The organism is Hydrogenophaga pseudoflava NBRC 102511 (genome assembly GCF_001592285.1).
Lineage (GTDB): Bacteria > Pseudomonadota > Gammaproteobacteria > Burkholderiales > Burkholderiaceae_C > Hydrogenophaga > Hydrogenophaga pseudoflava.
Genome location: NZ_BCWQ01000016.1, coordinates 83,369 through 108,457 on the forward strand (window position 1 = coordinate 83,369; position 25,089 = coordinate 108,457).

At 69.2% G+C, this 25,089-nt stretch carries 20 protein-coding genes; 16 read left to right on the forward strand and 4 right to left on the reverse strand.

Annotated features, from left to right (window positions below):
- The first annotated feature begins 23 nt into the window (after window positions 1–23).
- On the forward strand, window positions 24–1,493 hold the full coding sequence (locus HPS01S_RS18365) for a sensor histidine kinase (RefSeq protein ID WP_066159421.1): 1,470 nt from the start codon (window positions 24–26) through the stop codon (window positions 1,491–1,493).
- On the opposite strand, the gene HPS01S_RS18370 is transcribed toward HPS01S_RS18365, so the two are convergent.
- Window positions 1,494–2,144 (reverse strand): glutathione S-transferase family protein, encoded by a 651-nt coding sequence (locus tag HPS01S_RS18370; RefSeq protein WP_066159424.1) that lies wholly within the window; start codon window positions 2,142–2,144, stop codon window positions 1,494–1,496.
- A 33-nt stretch (window positions 2,145–2,177) separates the two neighbouring features.
- Window positions 2,178–5,117: a DNA topoisomerase III gene (locus HPS01S_RS18375; RefSeq protein ID WP_066159426.1), complete on the reverse strand. Its 2,940-nt coding sequence runs from the start codon at window positions 5,115–5,117 to the stop codon at window positions 2,178–2,180.
- Window positions 5,118–5,216: 99 nt separating this feature from the next.
- On the opposite strand from HPS01S_RS18375, the gene HPS01S_RS18380 reads away from it, so the two are divergent.
- The 3 genes from HPS01S_RS18380 to HPS01S_RS18390 are packed head-to-tail and all read left to right on the forward strand — an operon-like array spanning window position 5,217 to window position 7,176.
- Window positions 5,217–5,702 carry an SET domain-containing protein gene (locus HPS01S_RS18380; RefSeq protein WP_241559749.1) on the forward strand — a complete coding sequence of 162 codons (486 nt, stop codon included), beginning with the start codon at window positions 5,217–5,219 and terminating at the stop codon, window positions 5,700–5,702.
- A complete protein-coding gene (locus HPS01S_RS18385) occupies window positions 5,699–6,496 on the forward strand; it encodes a biotin--[acetyl-CoA-carboxylase] ligase (RefSeq protein ID WP_066159429.1) in 798 nt (265 codons plus the stop codon). Before HPS01S_RS18380 ends, HPS01S_RS18385 begins: the two co-directional genes overlap by 4 nt.
- Window positions 6,490–7,176 (forward strand): hypothetical protein, encoded by a 687-nt coding sequence (locus tag HPS01S_RS18390; protein ID WP_066159431.1) that lies wholly within the window; start codon window positions 6,490–6,492, stop codon window positions 7,174–7,176. The genes HPS01S_RS18385 and HPS01S_RS18390 overlap by 7 nt, the downstream gene beginning before the upstream one ends.
- A gap of 120 nt (window positions 7,177–7,296) precedes the next feature.
- Here the strand turns inward: HPS01S_RS18390 and gap are convergent, their stop codons facing one another.
- Both gap and tkt read right to left on the reverse strand, forming a co-directional pair.
- Window positions 7,297–8,295 (reverse strand): type I glyceraldehyde-3-phosphate dehydrogenase, encoded by a 999-nt coding sequence (gene gap, locus HPS01S_RS18395; RefSeq protein WP_066159435.1) that lies wholly within the window; start codon window positions 8,293–8,295, stop codon window positions 7,297–7,299.
- A 42-nt stretch (window positions 8,296–8,337) separates the two neighbouring features.
- Window positions 8,338–10,413: a transketolase gene (gene tkt, locus HPS01S_RS18400; RefSeq protein WP_066159436.1), complete on the reverse strand. Its 2,076-nt coding sequence runs from the start codon at window positions 10,411–10,413 to the stop codon at window positions 8,338–8,340.
- Window positions 10,414–10,526: 113 nt separating this feature from the next.
- Between tkt and HPS01S_RS18405 the strand changes: the two genes are divergently transcribed.
- From HPS01S_RS18405 to HPS01S_RS18460, 12 genes are all read left to right on the forward strand, one after another.
- Window positions 10,527–11,261 carry a nucleotidyltransferase family protein gene (locus HPS01S_RS18405; protein WP_303741007.1) on the forward strand — a complete coding sequence of 245 codons (735 nt, stop codon included), beginning with the start codon at window positions 10,527–10,529 and terminating at the stop codon, window positions 11,259–11,261.
- A gap of 43 nt (window positions 11,262–11,304) precedes the next feature.
- Window positions 11,305–12,702: an aminopeptidase P N-terminal domain-containing protein gene (locus tag HPS01S_RS18410; RefSeq protein WP_066159439.1), complete on the forward strand. Its 1,398-nt coding sequence runs from the start codon at window positions 11,305–11,307 to the stop codon at window positions 12,700–12,702.
- A 1-nt stretch (window position 12,703) separates the two neighbouring features.
- Window positions 12,704–13,282 carry an MOSC domain-containing protein gene (locus HPS01S_RS18415; RefSeq protein ID WP_066159442.1) on the forward strand — a complete coding sequence of 193 codons (579 nt, stop codon included), beginning with the start codon at window positions 12,704–12,706 and terminating at the stop codon, window positions 13,280–13,282.
- 44 nt (window positions 13,283–13,326) lie between these two features.
- A complete protein-coding gene (locus HPS01S_RS18420; protein ID WP_066159563.1) occupies window positions 13,327–14,277 on the forward strand; it encodes a 1-phosphofructokinase family hexose kinase in 951 nt (316 codons plus the stop codon).
- A 168-nt stretch (window positions 14,278–14,445) separates the two neighbouring features.
- A complete protein-coding gene (locus HPS01S_RS18425) occupies window positions 14,446–16,602 on the forward strand; it encodes a TonB-dependent siderophore receptor (RefSeq protein ID WP_066159444.1) in 2,157 nt (718 codons plus the stop codon).
- 44 nt (window positions 16,603–16,646) lie between these two features.
- The gene (locus HPS01S_RS18430) at window positions 16,647–18,803 is read left to right on the forward strand and encodes a TonB-dependent siderophore receptor (RefSeq protein ID WP_066159447.1); all 2,157 of its coding nucleotides are present in this window, start codon (window positions 16,647–16,649) and stop codon (window positions 18,801–18,803) included.
- A 38-nt stretch (window positions 18,804–18,841) separates the two neighbouring features.
- Complete coding sequence (locus HPS01S_RS18435; RefSeq protein ID WP_066159450.1) at window positions 18,842–19,147, forward strand: iron uptake protein; 306 nt, start codon at window positions 18,842–18,844, stop codon at window positions 19,145–19,147.
- 11 nt (window positions 19,148–19,158) lie between these two features.
- A complete protein-coding gene (locus tag HPS01S_RS18440; protein ID WP_066159453.1) occupies window positions 19,159–20,871 on the forward strand; it encodes a PepSY-associated TM helix domain-containing protein in 1,713 nt (570 codons plus the stop codon).
- Window positions 20,864–21,232, forward strand: a complete 369-nt coding sequence (locus tag HPS01S_RS18445; RefSeq protein WP_084397515.1) for a DUF3325 domain-containing protein — start codon at window positions 20,864–20,866, stop codon at window positions 21,230–21,232. Before HPS01S_RS18440 ends, HPS01S_RS18445 begins: the two co-directional genes overlap by 8 nt.
- A 70-nt stretch (window positions 21,233–21,302) precedes the next feature.
- Complete coding sequence (locus HPS01S_RS18450) at window positions 21,303–22,490, forward strand: imelysin family protein (protein WP_066159456.1); 1,188 nt, start codon at window positions 21,303–21,305, stop codon at window positions 22,488–22,490.
- Between the two features lie 6 nt (window positions 22,491–22,496).
- Window positions 22,497–24,002, forward strand: coding sequence for a di-heme oxidoreductase family protein (locus tag HPS01S_RS18455; RefSeq protein ID WP_241559748.1), 1,506 nt, complete (start codon window positions 22,497–22,499; stop codon window positions 24,000–24,002).
- A gap of 10 nt (window positions 24,003–24,012) precedes the next feature.
- A complete protein-coding gene (locus HPS01S_RS18460; protein ID WP_066159460.1) occupies window positions 24,013–25,077 on the forward strand; it encodes an imelysin family protein in 1,065 nt (354 codons plus the stop codon).
- Window positions 25,078–25,089: the final 12 nt, after the last annotated feature.

Here is a 25,089-nt window from a genome sequence, read left to right on the forward strand (position 1 = left end):
CCTGAGCGCCCTCCTGCCCCGACATGCCCGATCACAAGCAGGACAGCCACCGGATCACCTTCGGACTGTTCCAGCGCGAGCAGCGCAGCCTGTTCGGTGAGATCCTCGACTGGATGCTCACGCCGCTGCTGCTGCTGTGGCCGCTGTCGCTGGCACTGACCTGGTTCGTGGCCCAGAGCATTGCGTCCAAACCATTTGACCGGGCGCTCGAGTTCAACCTTCAGGCACTCACACAGTTTGTCGTCACCAAGGACGACAAGGTCAGCTTCAACCTGACCCCGCAGGCGCGCGACCTGCTCAAGGCGGATGACAGCGACCTGGTGTACTACCAGCTCCGGGATGCCCGGCAGGGCGTGATCAGCGGCGAGGCCGATTTCCCGCCACCACCCGACACCAGCGTGCCGGCCGCCGGGCGGGTGCTGTTGCGCGACGACGAGGTGCGCGGCGACGAGGTCCGCGTGGCCTACACCTGGCTGGCGCGGCACAGCGACCCCAGCCAGCTGGTGCTGATGCAGGTGGCCGAAACCAAGGGCAAGCGCTCGACGCTGGCCACGGAAATCATCAAGGGCGTGATGGTGCCGCAGTTCGTGATCCTGCCGCTGGCGGTGCTGCTGGTGTGGCTGGCGCTGGTGCGCGGCATCCGCCCGCTCTCCGACCTGGAGCAGAAGATCCGCGCCCGCAAGCCCGACGACCTCAGCCCAATCGAAGAGTCCTTCATCCCGCAGGAGGTGGCCCCGCTGGTGTCATCGATCAACGACCTGCTGACACGCCTGACCGCCTCGCTCACCACCCAGAAGCGTTTCCTGGCCGACGCCGCGCACCAGCTCAAGACCCCACTGGCCGGCCTGCGCATGCAGGCCGAGCTGGCACAGCGCGAATCCAACCCGCAGGAGATCCGCAGCTCGCTGCAGCAGATCGCGCACTCCAGCACGCGCGCCACCCACACCGTCAACCAGTTGCTGGCCCTGGCCCGCGCGGAAACCACCGGTCGCACGCTGCCCACGGCGCAGATCGACCTCGCGCAACTGGTCACCGGCGTGGTGCGCGACTCGGTGCCCCGGGCGCTGGAACACGGCATCGACCTGGGCTACGAGGGCCCGGACGAGATGCCCGAGATCTGCCTGATGGACGGCAACCCCACGCTGCTGCAGGAGATGACGCGCAACCTGGTCGACAACGCGATCAACTACAGCGGGCGCGGCGGCGTGGTGACCGCACGCGTGCTGTTCGACCGTTTCAGCGGCGTACAGATCCTGCAGGTCGAGGACAACGGCCCGGGCATTCCGGAGAACGAGCGCGAGCTGGTGCTCCAGCCGTTCTACCGCGCCCTGGGCACCAACGTCGATGGCTCAGGCCTGGGGCTGGCCATCGTGCACGAGATCGCCCAGCAGCATGGCGCCGTGGTGATGATGGAGGACGCCCACCCGGACGCTCCGAGGCGCGGACTGCGGGTCTCGATCCGCTTCGCCGCGCGCCGTTCACCCGACGAGTGATCAAGTGGCGGGCTGGTAGACGTTGAGTTGCAGGCGCTCGCGCTCGATGACGCGGGCCACCGCCGGCAGCGCGGCGAACCGCTGGACCAGGGTCCAGGTCGCGGGCAGCGTGGTCGGGTCGATGCCGGCGTAGCCACCCCAGCGCAGCAGGGTCAGCGCGTAGGCGTCCAGCGCACATGGCGCCTCGCCGCACAGCCAGGGCGAGGCCTTGGCGGCCATGGCCTCGATCTCGCCGAGCAACCCCTTGTAGCTGTTCGCCGCAAAGGCACGGATGATCTTCTGCGCCCCCTCGTCGTCGGTGAACTTCTGCGGCATGAACACGTGGGTGAAGGTCGGGTGCACCGTGTTGTTCATCCAGGCCAGTGTGGACAGCGCGCGGGTGCGCGCCAGGCCCGAAGCGGGCAGGATGCCGGCCTGCGGGAACTTCGCGTCCAGGTGCAGCAGAATGGCCACGATCTGCGTGATCACCTCGCCGTCGTCCACCAGCACCGGCACCTGGCCGCGCGGGTTCATCGCGAGGTACTCGGGGCTGCGCTGCTCGCCCTTGTGCAGCTTGACCATCATCGGCTCGAACGGCACGCAGGCCAGTTCGAGCATGGCGTGTGGCACGAACGAGCAGGCGCCTGGGGCGAAGAAGAGTTGGAGGCTCATGGACCGTGTCTCCTGGTGTTGTGGTGAATGGAATCAGTCGACCAGGTGCTGGCCGACGATGCCGGCGATCTCGAACATCGTGACCTGGTCCTTGCCGAACACCGGGCGCAGCTTGGCGTCGGCGTTGACCTTGCGCTTGTCGGCCGCGTCCTGCAGGCCATGGGCCTTGATGTAGTCCCACAGCTTCTTGACCACCTCGGGGCGCGAGACCGCGCCTTCGCCGATCACCGCGGCCAGCGCAGCGCTGGGCTGCTTGCCGGTGGCGGCGGTGGTCTTGCGCGGGGCCTTGGGCGCGGCGGCCTTTTTCGCAGCCGGCGCCTTCTTGGCTGCGCCAGCCTTCTTGGCAGGTGCGGCCTTGGCCGCAGCTCCGGCGGTCTTGCGCGGTGGGAACTTGCTCTCGCGCGGCTCGAACTCGAAGTTCACCTTGCCGGCCTCCTTGTCCCAGGCGAGGAAGGCCTTGAAGCTGCGGCGCGTGCGCATCGAGACGAACTTGTCCAGCAGATCGGTCTTGCCCGTTGCCAGCAGCTTGCTCATCTGATCGCGCGCCACCGGCTGCTGCAGGATGACCTTGCCGCTCTTGAACGTGCAGCTGGGCGTCGGCTGGGCCGCCGTGGGCACCGCCTTGCTGCAGACATAGTTGGCCCCGTGCTCGAACACCGGTGCGCCGCAGACCGGGCAGGCGCCCAGGCCCTCCTGGTCCGCAAAATCCACCAGCTCGCCGGTTTCTTCGGCGTTCTTGTCGTCGCCGAAGTCGAACTCCAGCTTCCAGTTTTTGTCCTCGTCGCTGTACTTGAGGGTCATCTCGGCCACGAAGGGCCAGCCGGCCTTGGAGCGGAAGCCTTCCAGCGGGCCGATGTGCCTGTCGCGCACAAAGGCCTCGGCTTCGGTCACTTCGAAGGTGCGGCCGGCGGGCGACTTGGTGAACGAGAAGCCGCAGCCCTCGCTGTTGCCGTCGGCGCCGGTGCAGGCGTAGCGGCGGTAGTTTTCCTTCACCACGCCGCCGCAGTTGGGGCAGGGCGCTTCGAGCGTGGCGTAGTTGCCAGGCACGGTGTCGCGGTCGTATTCCTTGGCCTTCTTCACCATGCGCTCGGTCATGGCGGCGATCTCGGCCATGAAGGCCGCGCGCGAGAGCTTGCCGTGCTCCATCTGGGCCAGCTTGTATTCCCACTCGCCGGTCAGTTCGGGGCGCGAGAGTTCCTCGACCTCCAGGCCGCGCAGCAGGGTCATGAGCTGGAAGGCCTTGGCGGTGGGGATGATCTCGCGCCCTTCGCGCAGCATGTACTTCTCGTTCAGCAGGCCTTCGATGATGGCCGCGCGCGTCGCTGGCGTGCCCAGGCCTTTTTCCTGCATGGCCTCGCGCAGTTCGTCGTCCTCGATGAACTTGCCCGCGCCTTCCATGGCGCCCAGCAGCGTCGCTTCCGAATAGCGCGCCGGCGGCTTGGTCTTCAGGCCTTTGGCCTCCACGGTCTCGGTGCGCACCGTCTCGCCCTCGCGCACCGGCACCAGGTTCTGACCCTTGTCGCCGTCCTTCGCGCCTTCCACGTCTTCGGCCGCTTCCTTGCCGTAGACCGCCATCCAGCCCGGCTTGACCAGCACCTTGCCTTCGGTCTTGAAGTGGTGGTTCAGCACCTTGGAGATGCGCGTCGTCACCATGAACTCGGCGCTGGGGAAGAACACCGCCAGGAAGCGGCGCACCACCAGGTCGTAGAGCTTCTGCTCGGCCTCGCTCAGGCCGCTGGGCGCCTGCAGCGTCGGGATGATGGCGAAGTGGTCCGAGACCTTGCTGTTGTCGAAGATGCGCTTGCTGGGCTTGATGTAGTTCCCGTTGAGCGCCGTCAGGGCGTGCGGCGCCAGGTGCTTCATGCCGCTGTCGGCCAGCATCTCGAAGGTCTGCTTCACGGTGCCCAGATAGTCCTCGGGCAGGTGGCGCGAATCGGTCCGCGGGTAGGTCAGGGCCTTGTGGCGCTCGTACAGGCTCTGCGCCAGCTGCAGCGTGGTCTTGGCCGAGAAGCCGAAACGGCCGTTGGCCTCACGCTGCAGGCTGGTCAGGTCGTACAGCAGGCCGCTGGCCTGCGTGGTGGGCTTGCTCTCTTCGGTGACGCTGGCGGCCTTGCCGCGCACCGCCTCGACGATGGCCAGCGCCTCGCGGTGGTCCCACAGGCGGTCCGCGCGCAGGTCGGCGTCGGCGTCGTCGCCGGTGGGCTTCTTGAAGGCGGGATCGAACCACTTGCCGGGGTACTCGCCGGCCTCGGCCAGGAAGCTGGCGTGGATTTCCCAGTAGTCGCGGCTGCGGTGGGCGCGGATCTGCTCTTCGCGCTCGACCACGATGGACAGCGTGGGCGTCTGCACCCGGCCGACGGTGGTCAGGAAGAAGCCGCCGTCGCGCGAGTTGAAAGCGGTCATGGCGCGGGTGCCGTTGATGCCCACCAGCCAGTCGGCTTCTGAGCGGCTGCGCGCTGCGTCAGCCAGGCCGCGCATCTGCTCGTCGCTGCGCAGCTTTTCAAACCCGTCGCGGATGGCGGCCGGCGTCATGGACTGCAGCCACAGGCGCTGGACCGGCTTGCCCAGGCCCTGGTACTGGCCGCTTTTCTGCCCGCCGGCGTACTGCTCGATCAGGCGGAAGATCAGCTCCCCCTCGCGGCCCGCGTCGCAGGCGTTGATCAGGCGGCCCACGTCCTTGCGCTTGGCCAGCCTGACCACGGCCGACAGGCGCGACTTGGTCTTGTCGATGGGCTTGAGCTCGAAGAACGGCGGCAGCACCGGCAGGTGGGCGAAGCTCCACTTGCCGCGCTTGACGTCGAACTGCTCGGGCGCGGCGATCTCCACCAGGTGGCCGACGGCGGAGGTCACGACGTACTGCTCGTTCTCGAAATGGTCGTCGTGCTTGTCGAACTTGCCCGCCACCGGGGTGAGCGCGCGCACGATGTCCTGGGCCACGGACGGCTTCTCTGCAATGACCAGTGTTTTGTTCATCTCTACAATTTGGGCTTCACGCGCGTGTACACGCGCACGGGGGCGCACACGCACATACGCGCGCACCTGCATGAAACAACCTTACCAAAATTCCCGATCGTGAAGAAAACCGCCCCCGCACGCCGCATCCAGACCCGCCGCTCGGGCGTTCACGGCAAGGGGGTGTACGCCCTGGTCGATCTGGCCGAAGGCGAAACCGTCATCGAGTACGTGGGCGAGGTCATCAGCTGGGACGAGGCGCTGCGCCGCCACCCGCACGATCCGAAGGACCCCAACCACACCTTCTATTTCCACATCGACGAGGACCACGTCATCGACGCCAAGTACGGCGGCAACTCCTCACGCTGGATCAACCACAGCTGCGACCCCAACTGCGAGGCCGAGACCGACGAGGGCCGGGTCTTCATCCGCGCCAAGCGCAACATCAAGGCCGGCGATGAGCTGTTCTACGACTACGGCCTGGTGATCGACGAGCCCTACACGCCAGCCCTCAAGAAGCAGTACCCCTGCTGGTGCGGCTCGAAAAACTGCCGCGGCACGCTGCTGGCCCCCAAACGCGGCGGCCGCGCCACGAAGCTCGGATGACCGACCTGCTCGCCCACGCCGAATCCGTCTGGCAGTCGGTCGTCGCCGACCTGCCGACCTTCACCGTCGAGGTGCTGCCCCGCATCGACTCGACCAGCAGCGAACTGATGCGCCGCGCCCGCGACGGGCTGGTGGAGCCGGTGCTGCTGGCGGCCGAGGAACAGACGGCTGGCCGGGGCCGCATGGGCAAGGGCTGGCACAGCCGGGCGGGTCAGTCGCTGACCTTCTCGCTGGCGCTGCCGCTGGCGCCGGCCGACTGGTCGGGCCTGTCGCTCGCCGTGGGCGTGAGCCTGGCCGAGAGCCTGCACCCGGACGTGCAACTGAAGTGGCCCAACGACCTCTGGCTGCAACAGCGCAAGCTGGGCGGCATCCTGGTCGAGACCGCGGGCAACGGCGACGGTGCCTCGGCCCCGCGCACCGTCGTCGTGGGCGTGGGCATCAACATCGCGCGCCCGGACAGCGCATCGGTGCAGTCGCTGGCCGCGCCCGGTGCGGTGGCGGCCATGCCGCCAGCGGGGCTGGCCGAGGTCCGCATGGGCGTGACCGCCGGCGAGACCCTGGCCCTGGTTGCGCCGGCGTTGGTGCGCGACGTGCTGCGCTTCGGCGCGGACGGATTCGCCCCGTTCGCGAGCCGCTTCGCGCAGCGCGATGCCCTGCTGGGCCGCGCCGTGCGGCTGACCGACGGCACGGAGGGCACCGCCGAGGGTGTCGACGCGCAGGGCGCCCTGCGCGTGCGGACGGCGCAGGGGCTGCGCACCGTGCACAGCGCGGAAGTGAGCGTGCGCCCATGCTGAGACTCGTCGCCATCGCCCTGCTGCTGGCCAACGCGGTCTACTTCGCCTGGACCCAGGGTTTCCTGGCGGGGCTGGGCCTGGCGCCCGTCCAGCAGAGCGAACCGGAACGGCTGAACGCGCAGATCGAACCGGGCACGCTGCGCCTGCTCAATGGCCCTCGCGCAGAAGCGGAAGACGTGGCGCAGGCCACCGACGCCGCCCCCACCGGCTCGCCGGAAGTCGCGCCCGCCACGTCCTGCTGGCAGGCCAGCGGCTTCACGGCGCCTCAGGCCGACGCGCTGCGCGCCGCGCTGGTCAGCACCGGCCTGAACGAAGCGCTCTGGCAGTTCAGCGAGGCCAAGTCCTCCGGCCGCTGGATCGTCTACATGGGCCGCTACAACGACGAGCAGATGGCGAAGAAGAAGGGCGAGTTGCGCGAGCTCAAGATCGAGTTCCGCGAGGTCAACCTGCCGTCGGCCGGGCCGGGCCTGGCGCTGGGCACTTTCTCCAGCGAGGAGTCGGTGCAGCAGGCGCTCAAGGACGTCGCCAGGAAGGGCGTGCGCACCGCACGCGCCGCCCTGGAGCGCCCCGAGAGCGTTTCGTGGACCCTGCGCCTGCCCGCCATTACCGACGAGCAGCGCACGTCGATCGAGAGCCTGGGCGAGTCCCTGGCTGGCAAAAAACTCCAGCCGTGCGAATGAAAAAAGCCGCTGTTTCCACAGCGGCTTTTTGAGTCCAGGGCACCCGTGGAACCGGCTTTGCCGGGCCACAGGGTGCGTCCCCTCTCCGGGGGGAAGCCGCGAAGCGGCGCAGGGGGGAGCTTATTTGCTCACGACGCGGACCATTTCCAGGCACTTGTTCGAGTAGCCCCACTCGTTGTCGTACCAGCTCACGACCTTCACGAAGGTCTTGTCCAGCGCGATGCCGGCGTCGGCGTCGAACACCGAGGTGCAGGTCTCGCCGCGGAAGTCGGTGGCCACGACCTTGTCGGTGGTGTAGCCCAGCACGCCCTTGAGCGCGCCTTCGCTCTGGGCCTTCATTTCGGCGCAGATCTCTTCGTAGGTGGCTTCGCTGTTGAGTTCAACGGTCAGGTCCACCACCGACACGTCGGAGGTCGGCACGCGGAAGGACATGCCGGTCAGTTTCTTGTTCAGCTCGGGGATCACCACGCCCACGGCCTTGGCAGCGCCGGTGGAGGACGGGATGATGTTTTCCAGGATGCCGCGACCACCGCGCCAGTCCTTGTTGGACGGGCCGTCCACCGTCTTTTGCGTGGCGGTAGCAGCGTGCACCGTCGTCATCAGGCCGCGCTTGATGCCCCACTTGTCGTTCAGCACCTTGGCCACGGGGGCCAGGCAGTTGGTGGTGCACGAAGCGTTGGAGATGATGGCCTGGCCGGCGTAGGTCTTGTCGTTCACGCCGAAGACGAACATGGGGGTGTCGTCCTTGGAGGGAGCGGACAGGATGACCTTCTTGGCGCCCGCGTCCAGGTGCTTCTGGGCAGTGACCTTGTCCAGGAACAGGCCGGTGGATTCAATGACCACGTCGGCACCGACGTCGGCCCACTTCAGGTTGGCGGGGTCACGCTCTTGCGTCAGGCGGATGGTCTTGCCGTTGACGACGATGTTGCCGCCTTCGACCTTGACGGTGCCCTTGAAGCGGCCGTGCACGCTGTCGTACTGGAGCATGTAGGCCAGGTAGTCGGGCTCGAGCAGATCGTTGATGGCCACGATCTCGATGTCCGGGAAGTTCTGGATCGCGCTGCGCAGCACGTTGCGACCGATGCGGCCGAAACCGTTGATACCGACTTTGATAGCCATGTCCTCAGCTCCTGTGATGGATGAAAAAAAGAAAGGAAAACCTTATTTGGCGAGCACGGCGCGCACCGTGTCGGCCACGTTCTCGGGGGTGAAGCCGAAGTGCTTGAACAGCACCGGCGCCGGGGCCGATTCGCCGTAGGTGTCGATGCCGACCACGGCCGACACGCCGTACTTCCACCAGCCGTCGGTGGCACCCATCTCGACGGCGACGCGCGGCAGCCCCTTGGGCAGCACGGCGGCCTTGTAATCGGCGCTCTGGCGGTCGAACACACTGGTGCTGGGCACCGAGACCACGCGCACGGCGATCTTGTGTTCCTTGGCCAGGGCTTCCTGCGCCTTGAGCGCCAGCTGCACTTCGGAGCCGGTGGCGATGATCACGGCCTGGGCCTTCTTCTTCAGGCCCACGTCGGCCGGCTCGGACAGCACGTAGCCGCCCTTGCTGATGTCGGCCAGGTCGGCCTTGGGTGCGTACGGCAGGTTCTGGCGCGACAGGCACAGGGCGCTGGGGCGGTTGGCGGTCTGCAGGGCCACGGCCCAGGCCACGGCGGTTTCGGCCGTGTCGGCCGGGCGCCAGACGTCCAGGCCCGGGATCAGGCGCAGGCTGGCGACGTGTTCGATGGACTGGTGCGTCGGGCCGTCTTCACCCAGACCGATGGAGTCGTGCGTGAACACGTGGACCACGCGCTGCTTCATCAGCGCGGCCATGCGGATGGCGTTGCGGCTGTAGTCGCTGAAGGTCAGGAAGGTACCGCCGTAGGGGATGAAGCCACCGTGCAGGGCAACGCCGTTCATGATCGCGGCCATGCCGAACTCGCGCACGCCGTAGTTGATGTGGCGGCCGCCCACACCGGCCTCGTTCTTCACGACGTTGCCGGCCAGGTCGAAGCGCAGGTTGGGTGTGGACTTGGTGTTGGTCAGGTTGGAGCCGGTCAGGTCGGCCGAACCGCCCAGCAGCTCGGGCAGAGCCGCGGTGAAGTGCTCCAGCGCGATCTGGCTGGCCTTGCGGCTGGCCACGGTCTCGGCCTTGGTGTGGGCTTCGACGGCGGCGTTGACAGCGACCTGGTTGAAGGACTTGGGCAGCTCGCCCTTCATACGGCGAGTGAACTCCTTGGCCAGCTCGGGGAAGGCGGCCTTGTAGGCGGCGAACTGTTCGTTCCAGGCGGCCTCAAAGGCCTTGCCAGCCTCCTTGGCGTCCCAGGCGGCGTACACGTCCTTGGGGATCTTGAAGGGCTCGTGGCTCCAGCCCAGCGCTTCGCGGGTGAGCTTGATTTCTTCGGCGCCCAGCGGCTCGCCGTGGGCCTTGGCGGTGTTGGCGCGGTTCGGGCTGCCCTTGCCGATGCTGGTCTTGCAGCAGATCAGCGTCGGCTTGTCGGCGCTGTTCTTGGCGGCGGCGATGGCGGCGCTCACAGCGTCGGCGTCGTGGCCGTCGACGGCGCGGATCACGTTCCAGCCGCAGGCTTCAAAACGCTTGGGCGTGTCGTCGATGAACCAGGGTGCGACCTGGCCGTCGATGGAGATCCCGTTGTCGTCGTACAGGGCGACCAGCTTGTTCAGCTTCCAGGCGCCGGCCAGGGCCACGGCCTCGTGGCTGATGCCTTCCATCAGGCAGCCGTCGCCCAGGAACACGTAGGTGTGGTGGTCGACGATGGCGTGGCCTTCGCGGTTGAACTCGGACGCCAGCAGCTTCTCGGCCAGCGCCATGCCCACCGCATTGGTGATGCCTTGGCCCAGCGGGCCGGTGGTCGTCTCGACGCCGGGCGTGTGGCCAACTTCGGGGTGGCCGGCGGTCTTGCTGCCCAGCTGGCGGAAGTTCTTGAGTTCGCCGATGGGCAGCTTGTAGCCCGTCAGGTGCAGCACCGCGTAGATCAGCATGGAGCCGTGGCCGTTGGACAGCACGAAGCGGTCGCGGTTGGCCCAGGCCGGGTTGGCCGGGTTGTGGCGCAGGTGGCGGCCCCACAGCGCGACAGCCATGTCGGCCATGCCCATGGGGGCGCCGGGGTGGCCGGAGTTGGCGGCCTGCACCGCGTCCATGGCGAGCGCGCGGATGGCGTTGGCCTGGGTCTGGGCGCTCACGGTAGAGACGGGGGCGGGGGCGGTGCTGGGGGTGGCGTCGGACATGGTGCGGGGGAGGGGAGGAGAGAAGGGGTCGGCGCGGGCCAAAACCAGGGATTTTATCGGCCCCCGTCGGCGGACCATAATGCGCGCGGCGGTTCATCGAACGCGCACCCACCATGGCCTCCACCCTCCACACGCCCATTCCCGCCATGATCCTGGCCGCCGGCCGGGGCATGCGCATGCGGCCGTTGACCGACACCACCCCCAAGCCCCTGCTGCCGCTGCGCGGCCAGCCGCTGATGCAGTGGGCCATGGAAGCGCTGTCGCGGGGCGGCTTTGACCGGCTGGTGATCAACACCGCCTGGCTGGGCGAGCAGATCGCGGCGCATTTCGCCGACTGGCCGCAGCAGCACCCCGGTGCCGAATTGCGGTTCTCCCACGAAGGACAGGACTTCGGCTACGCCCTGGAGACCGCAGGCGGCATCTCGCGCGCGCTGCCCTTGCTGGGTGAGGTGTTCTGGGTGCTGGCGGGCGACGTGTACGCACCCGACTTCGTCTTCAGCCAGGACAGCGTGGACCGCTTCGTGGACAGCGACCGGCTGGCCCATCTCTGGCTGGTGCCCAACCCGCCGCACAACCCCCGGGGCGATTTCGGTCTGTCGCCCGACGGCCGCGCGCTGAACACCGCCGACGGCGAGCGCTTCACCTACAGCACCATCGGCCTGTACCGCCGCGAGCTGTTCGAGTCGCCCTGGAGCGACACCGTCCCGGGCAACCCGCAGGGCACAGCCGAGCCGCTGGCGCCGCTGCTGCGCAAGGCCATGGACGCCGGGCGCGTGGGTGCCGAGCTCTACACCGGGCCCTGGACCGACGTGGGCACGCCCGAGCGCCTCGATGAGCTGAACCGCTGACCCTGCGCCGCGCGCGAGCAAACAAAAGCCGCACAATGCGGCGATGGACGCCCAGACCTCATTCACCCTCTACGCACAGCGCCGCGCCCGCCTGGCCGCGCAGCTGACCCCCGGCGGCATCGCCATCGTGCCCACCGCGCCCGAGCAGCAGCGCAACCGCGACAGCGACTTCTTGTTCCGGCACGACAGCTACTTCTACTACCTGACCGGCTTCACCGAGCCCAACGCCTGGCTGGTGCTAACCGCCGAGGGCGAGGCCACGCTGTTCTGCAACCCCAAAGACGCCGAGCGCGAGATCTGGGACGGCATCCGCCTGGGCCCGGCCGCCGCGCCCGACGCGCTGGGCGTGCAAGCCGCCTTCCCCGTGACCGAGCTGGACCAGCGCCTGCCGAAGCTTCTGGAAAACCGCAGCGTGGTCTGGTACCCGTTCGCCACCCACAAGGGGCTGGACGGCCGCATCAACGGCTGGCTCGAACCCGTGCGCGCCCGCGTGCGCTACGGCGCGCTGTGCCCCGAACAGCAGCGCGACCTGTGCGGCCCGCTGGACGAGATGCGCCTGATCAAGGACGCGCACGAGCAGGCCGTGATGCGGCGCGCGGCGCAGATCAGCGCACGCGCCCACATTCGCGCCATGCAGAGGAGCGCCGCCATGCTGCGCGCCGGGCAGGACGTGCGCGAGTACCACCTGGACGCCGAGCTGCTGCACGAGTTCCGCCAGCACGGCTCGCAGTACCCGGCCTACGGCAGCATCGTCGCCGCCGGGGCCAACGCCTGCGTGCTGCACTACCGCGCCGACGCCGCGCCCATCCGCGACGGCGAGCTGGTGCTGATCGACGCCGGTTGCGAGCTCGACGGCTACGCCAGCGACATCACGCGCACCTTCCCCGCGAACGGCAAGTTCACCGGCCCGCAGCGCACGCTCTACGACCTGGTGCTGGCCTCGCAGGACGCGGCCGTGGCCGCGACGAAACCCGGCAACCGCTTCACCGACCCGCACGAAGCCACGGTGGCCGTGCTGGCGCAGGGCCTGCTCGACGTGGGCCTGCTGGACAAGAACAAGGTCGGCAGCGCACAGGACGTGATCGCCAACCGCAGTTACTTCCCGTTCTACATGCACCGCACCGGCCACTGGCTGGGCATGGACGTGCACGACTGCGGGAGCTACGTCGAACCGTCGGAAGTGGGCACGGTGAACGAGCGCAAGGACCCGCTGTCGGGCGAGGTCATCAAGGACCGCCCCAGCCGCATCCTGCGCCCTGGCATGGCGCTGACCATCGAGCCCGGCCTGTACGTGCGCCCGGGCGAAGGCGTGCCCGAGCAGTTCTGGAACATCGGCATCCGCATCGAGGACGACGCCATCGTCACCGAGAGCGGCTGCGAGCTGATCACGCGCGACGTGCCGGTCAAGGCCGACGAGATCGAAGCGCTGATGCGCGGCTGAGGTGGCGCGGATCGTCAGCGTCCAGACCGGCGTGGTCCGCCCCCTGAGGGTGGGTGAGCGGCGCGTGCTGTCGGCCATCGGCAAGACACCGGTGGGCGGCGCGGTGGCGGTCGGACCGCTGGGCCTGGCCGGCGACGAACAGGCCGACCCGGCCTACCACGGCGGCCTGGACAAGGCGGTCTACGCCTACCCGGTGGAACACCTGCCGACCTGGCAGCGCCTGCGGCGCGAACGCGGCGTGTCGATGTTCGACGAGCCGCTGCCGTTCGGTTTCGTCGGCGAGAACCTGAGTGTGGAAGGCCTGCGCGAGAGCGAGGTGTGGATCGGCGACGAATGGGTCATCGGCGATCTGGTGCTGCGCGTCACCGCGCCGCGCGAACCCTGCTCGAAGTTCAATGCCGTAGCCGGTCTGCCCGACGCAGGGCGCCTCATGGTGGACGCCTGCAACTGCGGCTGGTACCTGGCCGTGGCGCAGCCGGGCACGGTGCAGGCCGGACAGGACATCGTGGTGCGCCCCGGCCGGCGCGGCATGACCGTGGCGCAGGCCTTTCTCGCCAAGCGGGCCAAACACATCCGTTGAGGCCGGGCAAAGCCGCCGGGCGGCGCATGCGGTACAACCGCCGCATGAACACCCCGCCCCGCATCCTCTGCCTGACCATGAACCCCTCGGTCGACCTCGCGACCGAGACCGAATCCGTCGTGCCCACGCACAAGCTGCGCTGCGGCGACACGCTGCACGACGCGGGCGGTGGCGGTGTCAACGTGGCGCGCGTGCTCACGCGCCTGGGCGGGCGCTGCGTGGCGCTGTGCCCCACCGGCGGCTCCCCGGGCCAGTGGCTGGAAAAGCGCATGCGCGACGAGGGGCTGGACAGCGTGTTCCTGCCCATTGCCGACGAAACCCGCGTGAGCTTCACCGTGCACGAGCACAGCACCGGCGCCGAGTTCCGCTTCGTCATGCCCGGCCCGCACCTGAGCGAGGCCGAATGGATGGCCTGCCTGCAGCACCTCGAAAGCCTGAGCGACTTCCCTGACCTGGTGGTCGCCAGCGGCAGCCTGCCGCCGGGCGTGCCCGCCGACTTCTACGCCCGCGTCGCGCGCCTGTGCCACCAGCGCGGCGCCAGGCTGGTGCTCGACGCCTCCGGGCCGGCGCTGGCGGCGGCGCTGGCCGAGGGTGTGTTCCTGTTCAAGCCCAACCTCAAGGAGCTGGCCGAACTCAGCGGCCAGACGCTGGAGACGCCGGGGCAGTGGCAGGCCGCGGCGCGCCAGCTGGTGCTGGACGGCAGGAGCGAGATCGTGGCGCTGACCCTGGGCCACCTGGGCGCGCTGCTGGTCACGCGCGAGGCGATGTGGTTCGCACCGCCACTGGACATGCCGGTGGCCAGCGCGGTGGGCGCGGGCGACAGCTTCGTCGCCGGTCTGGTCTGGGCCTGGCAGCACGGCATGCCGATGGATCAGGCCTTCGCATGGGGCGTGGCCGCCGGCTCGGCCGCACTGCTGACCGCCGGCACCGGGCTCGCACGGCCGGACGACGTGCGGCGGCTGTTCACCAAGGTCCAGGTGCGGGCAGTGGCCTGACGCGGCAGTGCCCGGTCTGCGGACGGGCGGCGAGGGCAACGTCTTGAAGCATTTATTGATAATGGTTATCATTTAAGACCAGCCAGCCACGGGCGCGCCTCCCGCCGCGCGCCGTCAAGAGCCAGCCAATGACCCCCGTCGTACGACGGAACTGCTGTCTCTTGACCCATGAACACCCACCTGTCTGCCCCGGCAGCGCTCAGCCCGCTCGCCCTCGCTTCCCGCATCGCCTTCGCCAGTTCGGTCCTGTTCGGACTGGCCCCGTCCGCCCTGGCCCAGACGGCACCTGCCGCGCCTGAGCCCACGCTGGGCACGGTGGTCGTGCGCGACAGCGCCAGCGCCGCACCTACCGAACAGTCGCCAGCCTTCGGCGCATCGGTGTCCAGCTCGGCCACTGGCCTGGACCTGCGCCTGCGCGAGACGCCCCAGTCCGTCAGCGTGACCTCGCAGGCCCAGATGCAGGCCTTCGGCCTCAACGAGGTGCGCACCCTGCTGTCCGGGGTCACCGGCGTGCAGGTCGAGAAGGTCGAGACCGACCGCACCTACTTTTCCGCCCGCGGCTTCGACATCACCAACTTCCAGGAAGACGGCATCGGTCTGCCCTTCGCCTCGGGCCTGCTCAACGGCGACATGGACACCGCGATCTACGACCGCGTCGAGGTGCTGCGCGGCGCCAACGGCCTGCTCTCTTCCACCGGCAACCCCTCGGCCACGGTCAACTTCGTGCGCAAGCGCCCGACCGCGAAGCTGCAGGCCAGCGCCGGCCTGACCCTGGGCTCGTGGAACCTGCGCCGGGTCGACGCCGATGTGGCCGGCCCGCTGAACGCCAGCGGCAGCCTGCGCGGCCGCGTGATCGTGGCCGATGAGGACAAGAACTCCTACCTCGACCGCTACCAGGCCCGCAAGCAGGTGGCCTCGGGGGTGATCGAGGCCGACCTGGGCCCGTCCACCGTGTTGACCCTGGGCCACGCCCAGCAGAACAACCGGCCCCAGGGCCTGATGTGGGGCGCGCTGCCGCTGTACTACAGCGACGGCTCGGCCATCGACTACGACCGCTCGGCCAGCTCCGCGCCCGCCTGGGCGCGCTGGGACACCAACGACGGCCGCAGCTTCGCCGAGCTGCTGCACGACCTGGGCGGCGGCTGGAGCGCCAAGGCCACGCTCAACCAGCGCCGCATCCGCTCGGACACCGTCATGCTCTACATCTACGGCACGCCCGACCGCGCGACCGGCGCCGGTCTGTTCAGCTGGCCCTCCACCTACGACCACCAGGAGCGCCAGACCATCGCCGACGTGCAGGTCCGGGGGCCGTTTGATCTCGGCGGCCGCCGGCACGAAGCGGTGTTCGGCGCCTCGGCCGGCCGCAACAAGGTCGACATGGCCTCCAGCTACGACGACCTGGGCCAGGCGCTGACGCTGCAGCAGGTGCTGGACGGCAGCTTCGCGATGCCCGACTTCGATCAGGGCGTCTCCGCCTTCGGCCACCGCATCGACAAGCGCCGCACGGTCTACAGCGCCGGCAAGTTCAGCTTCACCGACAGCCTCAAGCTGATCGCCGGCCTGAACGCCACGCGCGCCAGCAGCGCGGGCGTGCAGTACGGCGTCGACCACCACTACCGCGCCAGCAAGACGCTGCCCTTCGCCGGTCTGGTCTACGACGTCCATCCGAATGTCTCGCTCTATGGCAGCGTCGCCAGCATCTTCAACCCGCAGATCGAGCTGGACGCCAGCGGCGCCGTGCTCGACCCGGTCGAGGGCCGCACCGGCGAACTGGGCCTGAAATTCGAGTCGACCGACAAGCGCCTGAACGGCGGCCTCGCCATCTTCCGCACCCAGCAGGACAACACCGCCGAGTACGCCGGCTTTGCCAACGGCATCTCCTACTACCGCGGGGTCGACGCCACCGCCCGTGGCTTCGAGGCCGAGATCGCCGGCACCGTGGCCCCCGGCTGGCAGCTCAGCGCCGGCTACGCGCAGAACCGCATCAAGGGCGAGGACGGCCAGAACGTGCGCACCTTCGTGCCGCGCCAGACCCTGCGACTGTCGACCATGGTCGCCATCGATGCCGTGCCCGGCCTCGAACTCGGGGCCAGCCTGAAATGGCAGAGCGCGATCTCGCGCGACCAGGGCGGCGGCATCACCTCGACCCAGGACGCCTACGCCCTGCTGGACCTGATGGCGCGCTACCGCTTCAGCAAGCACTGGAGCCTGACGGCCAACCTGCGCAACACCAGCGACGAGAAGTACCTCAACAGCCTGCTCTGGGACCAGAACTACTACGGCGAGCCGCGCAGCGCCTCGGTGACGCTGAACTGGGCGTACTGAAGCCACACGCCCCGCATCTCCCACCCACACCGACCCGATCCGCCATGCACCACCCCCTCACGTCCCTCTGCGCGGCGCTGTCCGTCGCCTGTCTGCTGCCCCTGCCGGCCCAGGCCCAGCCGACCGAAGAAGCCTCGCTCGCGCCCGTCACCGTCAAGGCCCAGCGAACACCCGACGCCACCTCGGAGGGTTCGGGTTCCTACACGACGGAAGCCTCGTCGACCGCCACCGGCCTGCCACTCTCGATCCGCGACACGCCACAGTCGGTGAGTGTGGTGACCAGCGAGCGCATGCAGGACCAGGCGATGGACACGGTCGAGGACGCGCTGCGAGCCACCCCCGGTGTCTCGCTCAAGAGCATGGACCGCGGGCGCAACGGCCTGTCGGCGCGCGGATTCCTCATCACCAACTACCAGTTCGATGGCGTGCCCATGTTCACCGGCAACATCGGCGCGGAGACCATCAGCACCGCGCCCTTCGACCGGATCGAGGTGGTGCGCGGCGCCACCGGACTGCTCAACGGCGCGGGCGACCCGTCCGCGGCCATCAACTTGGTGCGCAAGCACGCCACCAGCAAGACCTTCACGGCCACGGTGGAGACGGCGATCGGCAGCTGGAACCACCGCGCCGGCACCCTGGACCTGAGCACGCCCCTGAACAGCGACGCCTCGGTGCGCGGGCGCGTGGTGCTGAGCGCCGACGCCCAGGACGCCTTCATCGACCTGGAGAACACCCGTGGCAGCCTGTTCTACGGCGTGGTGGACGCGGACCTGGCCCCCGGCACGCGCCTGAGCGTGGGCGCGAGCCAGGAAACCCGCCGACGCAACGGTGTCTACTGGGGGGGACTGACCTACTGGTACGCCGACGGGGGGCGCACCCAATGGGACCGCTCCAAGACCACCGCCACACGCTGGAACCAGTGGGACACCGAAGAGACCACGGCCTTCGCCAGCCTGGAACACCGGCTGGCCAACCGCTGGCGCGTGCGCGCCGACCTCGCCCACCGCAAGCAGGTGGAAGACTCCAAGCTGCTGTGGGTGTGGGGCACGCCAGACCGGACCACCGGCCTGGGTATGTCGGCCTATCCCTACCACTACCACGCCGAGCCCACGCAGAACCACGCCAGCGTCTCGGCCAGCGGTCCCTTCCGCCTGGGCGGGCGGGAACACGAACTCAGCGTCGGCGTGATGCACAGCCAGCTCAAGGACGGCTGGGACAACCGCGACGCCATCTCGGGCCTGCCCGAGGTGGGCAACTTCAACGAATGGGACGGCAGCTACCCCGAACCGGCCATGTCGCCGTTCTACCTGGCCAGCCGGGACACGACCACCCAGACCGGCGCCTATGCGGCGTCGCGCCTGCAGATCACCGACGCGCTGAAGTTCATCGTGGGCGGGCGTGCGAGCCAATGGAAACGCCAGGGTGAGGTCGGCGCCTGGACCGCCGAGGCCTACACCCTGCGGCACAGCAGCGTCCTCACGCCCTACGCCGGCGTGGTCTTCGACCTGAACGACCACCTGTCGGTCTACGCCAGCCACACCACCATCTTCAAGCCTCAGACCGAAAAGGACCGCAACGGCCAGTACCTCGATCCGCTGGAAGGCGACAGCTCGGAAGTCGGGATCAAGGGCGAGTTCTTCAACGGCAGGCTCAACGCCTCGGCCGCCGTGTTCCGCACCGACCAGGACAACCTCGCCACGCCCGATGCGGGTTACTTCGTACCGGGCACCGCGACCGTGGCCTCGCGCGCTGCGCAGGGGGTCGAGTCGCAGGGTGTCGAACTGGAGGTGTCGGGCGAAGTGGCTCCCGGCTGGCAACTGGGCGCGGGCTGGACCCAGTTCAGCGCCCGCGACGCACAGGGCGCCCATGTGGTGACCGAGCACCCGCGCCAGCAACTCAAGCTGTTCACCCGGCACACCCTCGGCGGTGCCCTGCAGAAGCTGAGCCTGGGCGGCGGTCTGGTGTGGGAAAGCAGGCCTCCGGTCACGGCGACCCACCCGGTCACCGGTCTGGAAGAGCGGGTCGGGCAGCCCGCCCACGCGCTCGTGGATGTCATGGCGGCCTACGCCCTGACCCCGCGCACCTCTGTGCAAATGAACATCAGCAACCTGCTGGACAAGGTCTTCTACGACAGCTCGTGGAGCGGCTACACGCAGGGAGAGCCGCGCAAGTTCACCCTCGCGCTCAAGCATCGCTTCTGAGTGGCCCCGCCTCCTCCCATCCTCAGCACACCTCCACCATGGCACATCCCCACAAGTCGCTTCGCTGGCCGGCGATCACCGCCCGCGTGACCGCCGGCATCTTCGGCGCCTACGCCTTCACCTGGGGCTTCGCGGCGGCCGGCGTGGCCGCGCTGGTGGGCCTGGGGGTGGCGTACCACGACGCCGAGATGGGCGTGCTCATGCTCGCCTTCCTGGTGTTCCTGGGCCTGTTCCTCTGGAGCTTCGCCGCCGCCAGCATCGCCCGCGTCTGGGCCGTGCTGGCCGGGGGCGCGGCCCTGCTGTTCACCGCCGCCTGGGCCCTCCAGCGCGCCATCCTGTCCTGAAAGGAAACCCCGTGTTCCAGAACTTCCGGCAGTCCATGACCTGGCTGCACACCTGGTTCGGCCTGGTGATCGGCTTCGTGCTGATCGTGGTGTTCTTCTTCGGCTCGCTCTCGGTGTTCGACCGCGAGATCGACCGCTGGGCCATTCCCGAGACGCGCTTCGACCCGCAGCCCATGCCGTCGTTCGATCAACTGCTGCTGCCGGCGTTCAGGAAGATCGAGCCCGACGAGGCCGACTACGCGGCCAACATGGCCACGCTGCACGACCCGGCCAAAGGCCCGATGACGCCGCGCCTAGAGCTGCCGGCCGACGAGTACTGGGCCTACACCACGCACCGCGACCCGGTGCTGCGCATGGGCGTCGGCTTCAAGGTGCCGCTGGCCAAAGACCCGGAGGGCCACAACCACATCCACGGCGAGACCACCATCGACCCGCGCAGCGGCGCCGTGGTGCGCGCCGACCAGCTCAAGATCGGCAGCGACTGGTTCTATCCCATGCACTACAGCCTGAACTGGTCGTGGAAGAACCTGGGCATCTTCCTCGTCGGCCTGGCCGCGCTGGTGATGCTGGCCGCCCTGGTCAGCGGCGTGGTGATCCACCGCAAGGTCTTCCGCGAGTTCTTCACATTCCGGCCGAAGAAGCACACCCAGCGCAGCGCGCTGGACCTGCACAACATGACCGGCGTGGTCGCGCTGCCCTTCCACTTCTTCTTCGCCTTCACCGGCCTGGTGATCTTTGCGGCCTTCTACTTCCTGCCGGTCTCGCAGTTCCAGCTCAAGGGCCTGCACGACCAGCACGAGGTGATGGAGGCGCAGGAGACCGGCCTGCCCCACGAGGCCGCCGGTGTGCCCGCGCCCCTGGCCTCGGTGGACGCGATGGTGGCCGAGGCCAAGCGCCGCTGGGCCGCGCGCGACATGGCGGGCGAGGTGGGCTTCCTGGTGGTGCACCACGTGGGCGACGCCAACAGCTATGTGAGCCTGTACCGCGCCGGCAGCGACCGCGTGGCGCTGGTGGGCGAGGGCATCCACTTCAAAGGCAGCACCGGCGAGCTGCTGCGCGAGGACCCGCCGCGCAGCCCGGTCTCGGAAGTCAACGAGTTCCTCACCGGCCTGCACCTGCAGCACTTCGAACACTGGTTCCTGCGCTGGCTCTATGTGCTGGGCGGTCTGCTGGGCTGCGTCTGCATCGCCACCGGCTTCGTCTTCTTCGTCGAGAAGCGCAAGCAGCAGCACGCAAAGGCGGGCGGGCAGGGCAGCCGCATCGTCGATGCGCTGGCCGTGACCACGGTCACCGGCATGGTGATCGCCGCCATCGGCATGCTGGTGGCCAACCGCCTGCTGCCGCCCGACCTGGCGGGCAAGGGCGACTGGGAAAAGGCGGTCTTCTTCGGCGTCTGGGCGCTGGCCCTGGTGCACGCCCTGGTGCGCAGCGCCCCGGTGGCGCAGGCGCGCATGAACCCGGCCTGGCGCGAGCAGTGCTGGGCCATCGCGGCGCTGGCCGTGGCCGCGGTGGCGCTCAACGCCCTCACCACCGGCGACCACCTGGTCAAGACCGTGTTCACCGAGACCTACTGGGCCGTGGCCGGCGTGGACCTGAGCCTGCTGGCCAGCGCGGCCATCGCCGGCTGGGCGGCGCGCCAGCTGGCCCGGCGCGAGCAGGCTGCGCCTCGCGCGACAGCCGCCCCGGCGGGCAGCGATGCGGTGGCGGAGGTGGCCCATGTCTGAAACCTTGTGGCTGCTGCTGGCCGCGGCGCTGAGCTTCAGCGGCATGGCCTGGCTCGCGCTGGCGATGGAGGTGCACTGGGGCCAGGTGATGCACCGGCACGCCGACGAGGTCCGAGGCCCGCGCCGGCGGCTGCGGGCCCTGGGCGCAGCCGCCTTGCTGCTCTCGCTGCTGGCCTGCCTGTCGGCCGACCGGCCGTCGATGGCGGTGCTGGTGTGGACCATGCTGCTGGCCGGCAGCGCGCTGGGCGTGGGTCAGTTGCTGGCCTGGCGAACGCACTGGCTGCGCCCCTGGGCCTGTGCCGAGCCTTTCAGATCCTTGCGCCGCGAACAATCCTCACCAGGCCCGGTCGACATCCGGTGAATGGCGTCAACGAATCTTAAGTTTTTCAAACTAGAATCATTCTCATTTATTTTCTCAGGAGCAACCACCGATGAAACTGCACACCGTCGCCGCCGCCGTGCTGGCCCTGGCTTCCCTGACCGCCGCCTCGCTGCCGGCCCACGCCCAGACCGCCGCACCCGCGGCCGCGGCGGCCGCAGCCGTCGACCACAAGGCCGTGGCGGCCCACTACGCCGCCCTGGTGCACGCCAACTACGCCGACACCCTGGCCGCCGCCAAGGACCTGCAGGCCGCCATCGCCGAGTTCACCAAGGCGCCGTCGGCCGACGGTCTGACCAAGGCCCGCAAGGCCTGGCTTCATGCCCGCGAGTTCTACGGCCAGACCGAGGCCTTCCGCTTCTACGGCGGCCCGATCGACGACGACAAGGGCCCCGAGGGTCAGATCAACGCCTGGCCGCTGGACGAGGCCTATGTGGACTACGTGACCGGCAAGCCCGGCGCGGGCATGGTCAACAACGCCAAATTCAAGATCACCAAGGCCGCGCTGGCCAAGGCCAACGAACGCGGCGGCGAGGAGAACATCAGCGCCGGCTGGCACGCCATCGAGTTCCTGCTGTGGGGCCAGGACCAGAGCGAGACCGGCCCGGGCAACCGGTCGTTCGAGGACTATGTGGTGGGCAAGGGCCAGAACGCGGAGCGCCGCGCGCAGTACCTGACCGTGGCCACCGAGTTGCTGGTCGACGACCTGACGACCGTGACCAAGGCCTGGGAGCCGAACGCCAAGAACTACCGCGCGAAGTTCGAGAAGGGCGGCAAGGAGTCGGTGCGCAAGATCATCGTCGGCCTGGGCTCGCTCTCGCGCGGTGAACTCTCGGGCGAGCGCATGGAAGTGGCGCTGAACTCGCAGGACCAGGAAGACGAACATTCCTGCTTCTCCGACAACACCCACCGCGACGTGGTGACCAACGCCAAGGGCATCCAGAACGTGTGGACCGGCGAGTACACGCGCCGCGACGGCAGCGTGCTCAAGGGCCCGGGCGTGCGCGACCTGGTGGCCGCGAAGAACCCGGCCCTGGCCGAGAAGACCACGGCCCAGATCGCCGACTCGGTGAAGGGTGCGGAAGCCATTCCGGCGCCGTTCGACCGCGCCATCGTCAAGGGCTCGGCCGGCCGCCCCGCCATCGAGAAGACCATCGCCAGCCTGGTGTCGCAGTCCAAGCTGCTGGTGGAATCCGCCTCGGCCGTCGGCATCGCCAAGCTGACCCTCGTGGAGCCCTGATCCCTCATGAACCTCCTTCCCACAGCCAAGCGCTTCGCGCCAGCCATGGGGGCCGCCGCCATCGGCGCGGCGGTCTGGGCCCTGATCGGACCCGCCGCCGCCGACGCCGACCCGGACCCGCTGGGCGAGTTCACCGGCGGCGCCACCACCGTGCACACCACGGGCAGAAACTCCTTTTCTTTCCCGCTGGCCAACCTGGACGATGCCGAGCGCACGCGCTTTGTCATCGGCAATTCCTTCTTCAAGCGCAACTGGGTCGAGGCCCCCGCCTCCACCACGGCGCGCGACGGCCTGGGGCCGCACTTCATCGCGCGCTCCTGCGCCGGCTGCCACGTGATGGACGGCCGCGGTGCGCCGCCCGACTGGAAAAAGACGCTCGGCCCCGAGCCCGACCCGACGGTCGCGCTGCTGTTCCGCCTTTCGGTGCCCGGCACGCCCGCGCCGCACGACGGCGTCGTGCCCGAACCGACCTACGGTGACCAGTTCAACAACGCCGCCATCCAGGGCGTGAAGGCCGAGGGCACGGTGCGCATCCGCAGCACCCCGGTGCATGGCCGCTTCGCCGACGGCACCCGCTACACCTTGCACCAGCCGGTCTACACCTTCACCGACCTCGGCTACGGCGCCATGGCCAGGGACGTCATGGTCAGCCCGCGCATCGCGCCGCACATGGCCGGCCTGGGTCTGCTCGAAGCGATTCCCGAGAGCGAGATCCTGGCCAACGCGCGCGAGCAGGCCGCCGCGCCCGGCCCGGTCAAGGGCCAGCCCAACCGCGTCTGGGACGCCTTCGCGCAGAAGGAGGTCATCGGCCGCTTCGGCTGGAAGGCCAACACCGGCAGCCTGGCACACCAGAGCGCGGGCGCGTTCCTGGGCGACATGGGCATCACCAGCAGCGTCAACTGGCGCGAGGCCTGCACGCCCGCGCAGAAAGACTGCCTGGCCGCGCCGCACGGCGGCGGCAAGCGCACCGGCCACGACGGCCTGATACCCTCGTCGCAGGCCAGCGCGCAGGTGCCCGAGATCGACGACCAGACCCTGGGCGATGTGGTGTTCTACGCCGCCACCCTGGCCCCGGCCGCGCGCCGCAAGCCCGACGACCCGCAGGTGCTGCGCGGCCAGGCGCTGTTCGCGCAGGCCCAGTGCGCCGCCTGCCACCGGCCTAGCTACACCACCGGCGAGCCGCTGTTCCCGCGCCTGACCAGCCCCAAGGTGGCCGGCCAGCGCATCTGGCCCTACACCGACCTGCTGCTGCACGACATGGGCGAAGGCCTGGCCGACGGCCGGCCCGACTTCCAGGCCAATGGCCGGCAGTGGAAGACGCCGCCGCTGTGGGGCGTGGGTCTGTTCAAGGACGTGAACGGCCACCAGCGCCTGCTGCACGACGGCCGCGCCAACGGCGTGCTCGAAGCAGTGCTGTGGCATGGCGGCGAGGCACAGGCGTCGAAGGACCAGGTGCTGAAGTTTTCGAAACGTGACCGCGACGCGCTGGTCGCGTTCGTCAACTCCTTGTGAAGGCGCAAACATGATCAACCGCCGACACACCCTGGCCGGCCTGCTGGCCATCGCGGCGCTGCCCGTCACCAGTCTGCACGCGCAGACCGGTGGCGCACTCGCCTTCCCCTACTACAGCGGCGAGGACGCGCTGCAGGGCCTGTATGCGCAGCACCTGCCGCCGCTGGCGCGCGACTTCGAGACCCAGGCCAAGGCCCTGACCGCCGCCGCGCGCCAGCACTGCGCTGGCCCTGCCGCCCCGGCGGCGCTGAAGGACGCCTGGCGCCGTGCCCTGCTGGCCTGGAACGCCCTGTCCACCCCCGCGCTGGGCCCGGTGATCGAGCGCCGCTCGCAGCGGCAGATCGACTTCTGGCCCACGCGGCCGGCCCTGCTGGCCAAGGCGCTGGCGCGCGCGCCCAAGACACTGGCGGACATGGAGTCCGTCGGCACACCGGCCAAGGGCTTTCCAGCGATGGAGCAGCTGCTGGCCGCCCCACCCTCGCCCGCCCACTGCCCCTACCTGGTGCTGGTGGCCGAGGGCATCGAGGCCGAGGCGGTGGCGCTGCGCGCAGGCTTTGACCTGCTCGCCGCACGCGACTGGACCAGCGACGAGGACGCCGCCCGCAGCGCCTTCGCCGAATGGATCAACCAGTGGCTGGGCGGTCTGGAGCGCCTGCGCTGGGCCCACATCGAGCAGCCGGTGCAGAAGGCCCGCACGGCCGGCCAAGACCATGCGCCCGAGTTCGCCCGCGCGACCGCCAGCGACAACGCCACCGAATGGCGCGCGCAGTGGCGGGCGCTGCGGGCGCAGGCGCGCCTGAGCGACGCGCAGCGCGCCCGGCCGCCGAAGCCGGGCCAGGGCCTGGTGCCCATCGAGGCCCTGCTGATGGGCAAGGGCCACATTGCGCTGGCGCAGCGCTGGGACCAGGCGCTGGACCGCGCCGACGCCGCCATCACCGCGCTGCCCGCGAAGGCGGGCGACAAGGAGCTGATGGCGCTGTCGAAAACGCTCAAGGGCGTGACCACGCTGTTCCAGGCGGAGGTGGCGGCGGCGCTGGATGTGCCGCTGGGGTTTTCCGATGCGGATGGAGACTAAAAGAACCCCCCC

Excerpts from the sequence above, each read along its gene's own strand:
- HPS01S_RS18365 (WP_066159421.1), top strand. The coding sequence starts at position 24 with ATGCCCGATCACAAGCAGGACAGCCACCGGATCACCTTCGGACTGTTC.
- HPS01S_RS18370 (WP_066159424.1), bottom strand. The coding sequence starts at position 2,144 with ATGAGCCTCCAACTCTTCTTCGCCCCAGGCGCCTGCTCGTTCGTGCCA.
- HPS01S_RS18375 (WP_066159426.1), bottom strand. The coding sequence starts at position 5,117 with ATGAACAAAACACTGGTCATTGCAGAGAAGCCGTCCGTGGCCCAGGAC.
- HPS01S_RS18385 (WP_066159429.1), top strand. The coding sequence starts at position 5,699 with ATGACCGACCTGCTCGCCCACGCCGAATCCGTCTGGCAGTCGGTCGTC.
- HPS01S_RS18390 (WP_066159431.1), top strand. The coding sequence starts at position 6,490 with ATGCTGAGACTCGTCGCCATCGCCCTGCTGCTGGCCAACGCGGTCTAC.
- gap (WP_066159435.1), bottom strand. The coding sequence starts at position 8,295 with ATGGCTATCAAAGTCGGTATCAACGGTTTCGGCCGCATCGGTCGCAAC.
- tkt (WP_066159436.1), bottom strand. The coding sequence starts at position 10,413 with ATGTCCGACGCCACCCCCAGCACCGCCCCCGCCCCCGTCTCTACCGTG.
- HPS01S_RS18405 (WP_303741007.1), top strand. The coding sequence starts at position 10,527 with ATGGCCTCCACCCTCCACACGCCCATTCCCGCCATGATCCTGGCCGCC.
- HPS01S_RS18410 (WP_066159439.1), top strand. The coding sequence starts at position 11,305 with ATGGACGCCCAGACCTCATTCACCCTCTACGCACAGCGCCGCGCCCGC.
- HPS01S_RS18420 (WP_066159563.1), top strand. The coding sequence starts at position 13,327 with ATGAACACCCCGCCCCGCATCCTCTGCCTGACCATGAACCCCTCGGTC.
- HPS01S_RS18425 (WP_066159444.1), top strand. The coding sequence starts at position 14,446 with ATGAACACCCACCTGTCTGCCCCGGCAGCGCTCAGCCCGCTCGCCCTC.
- HPS01S_RS18430 (WP_066159447.1), top strand. The coding sequence starts at position 16,647 with ATGCACCACCCCCTCACGTCCCTCTGCGCGGCGCTGTCCGTCGCCTGT.
- HPS01S_RS18435 (WP_066159450.1), top strand. The coding sequence starts at position 18,842 with ATGGCACATCCCCACAAGTCGCTTCGCTGGCCGGCGATCACCGCCCGC.
- HPS01S_RS18445 (WP_084397515.1), top strand. The coding sequence starts at position 20,864 with ATGTCTGAAACCTTGTGGCTGCTGCTGGCCGCGGCGCTGAGCTTCAGC.
- HPS01S_RS18450 (WP_066159456.1), top strand. The coding sequence starts at position 21,303 with ATGAAACTGCACACCGTCGCCGCCGCCGTGCTGGCCCTGGCTTCCCTG.
- HPS01S_RS18455 (WP_241559748.1), top strand. The coding sequence starts at position 22,497 with ATGAACCTCCTTCCCACAGCCAAGCGCTTCGCGCCAGCCATGGGGGCC.
- HPS01S_RS18460 (WP_066159460.1), top strand. The coding sequence starts at position 24,013 with ATGATCAACCGCCGACACACCCTGGCCGGCCTGCTGGCCATCGCGGCG.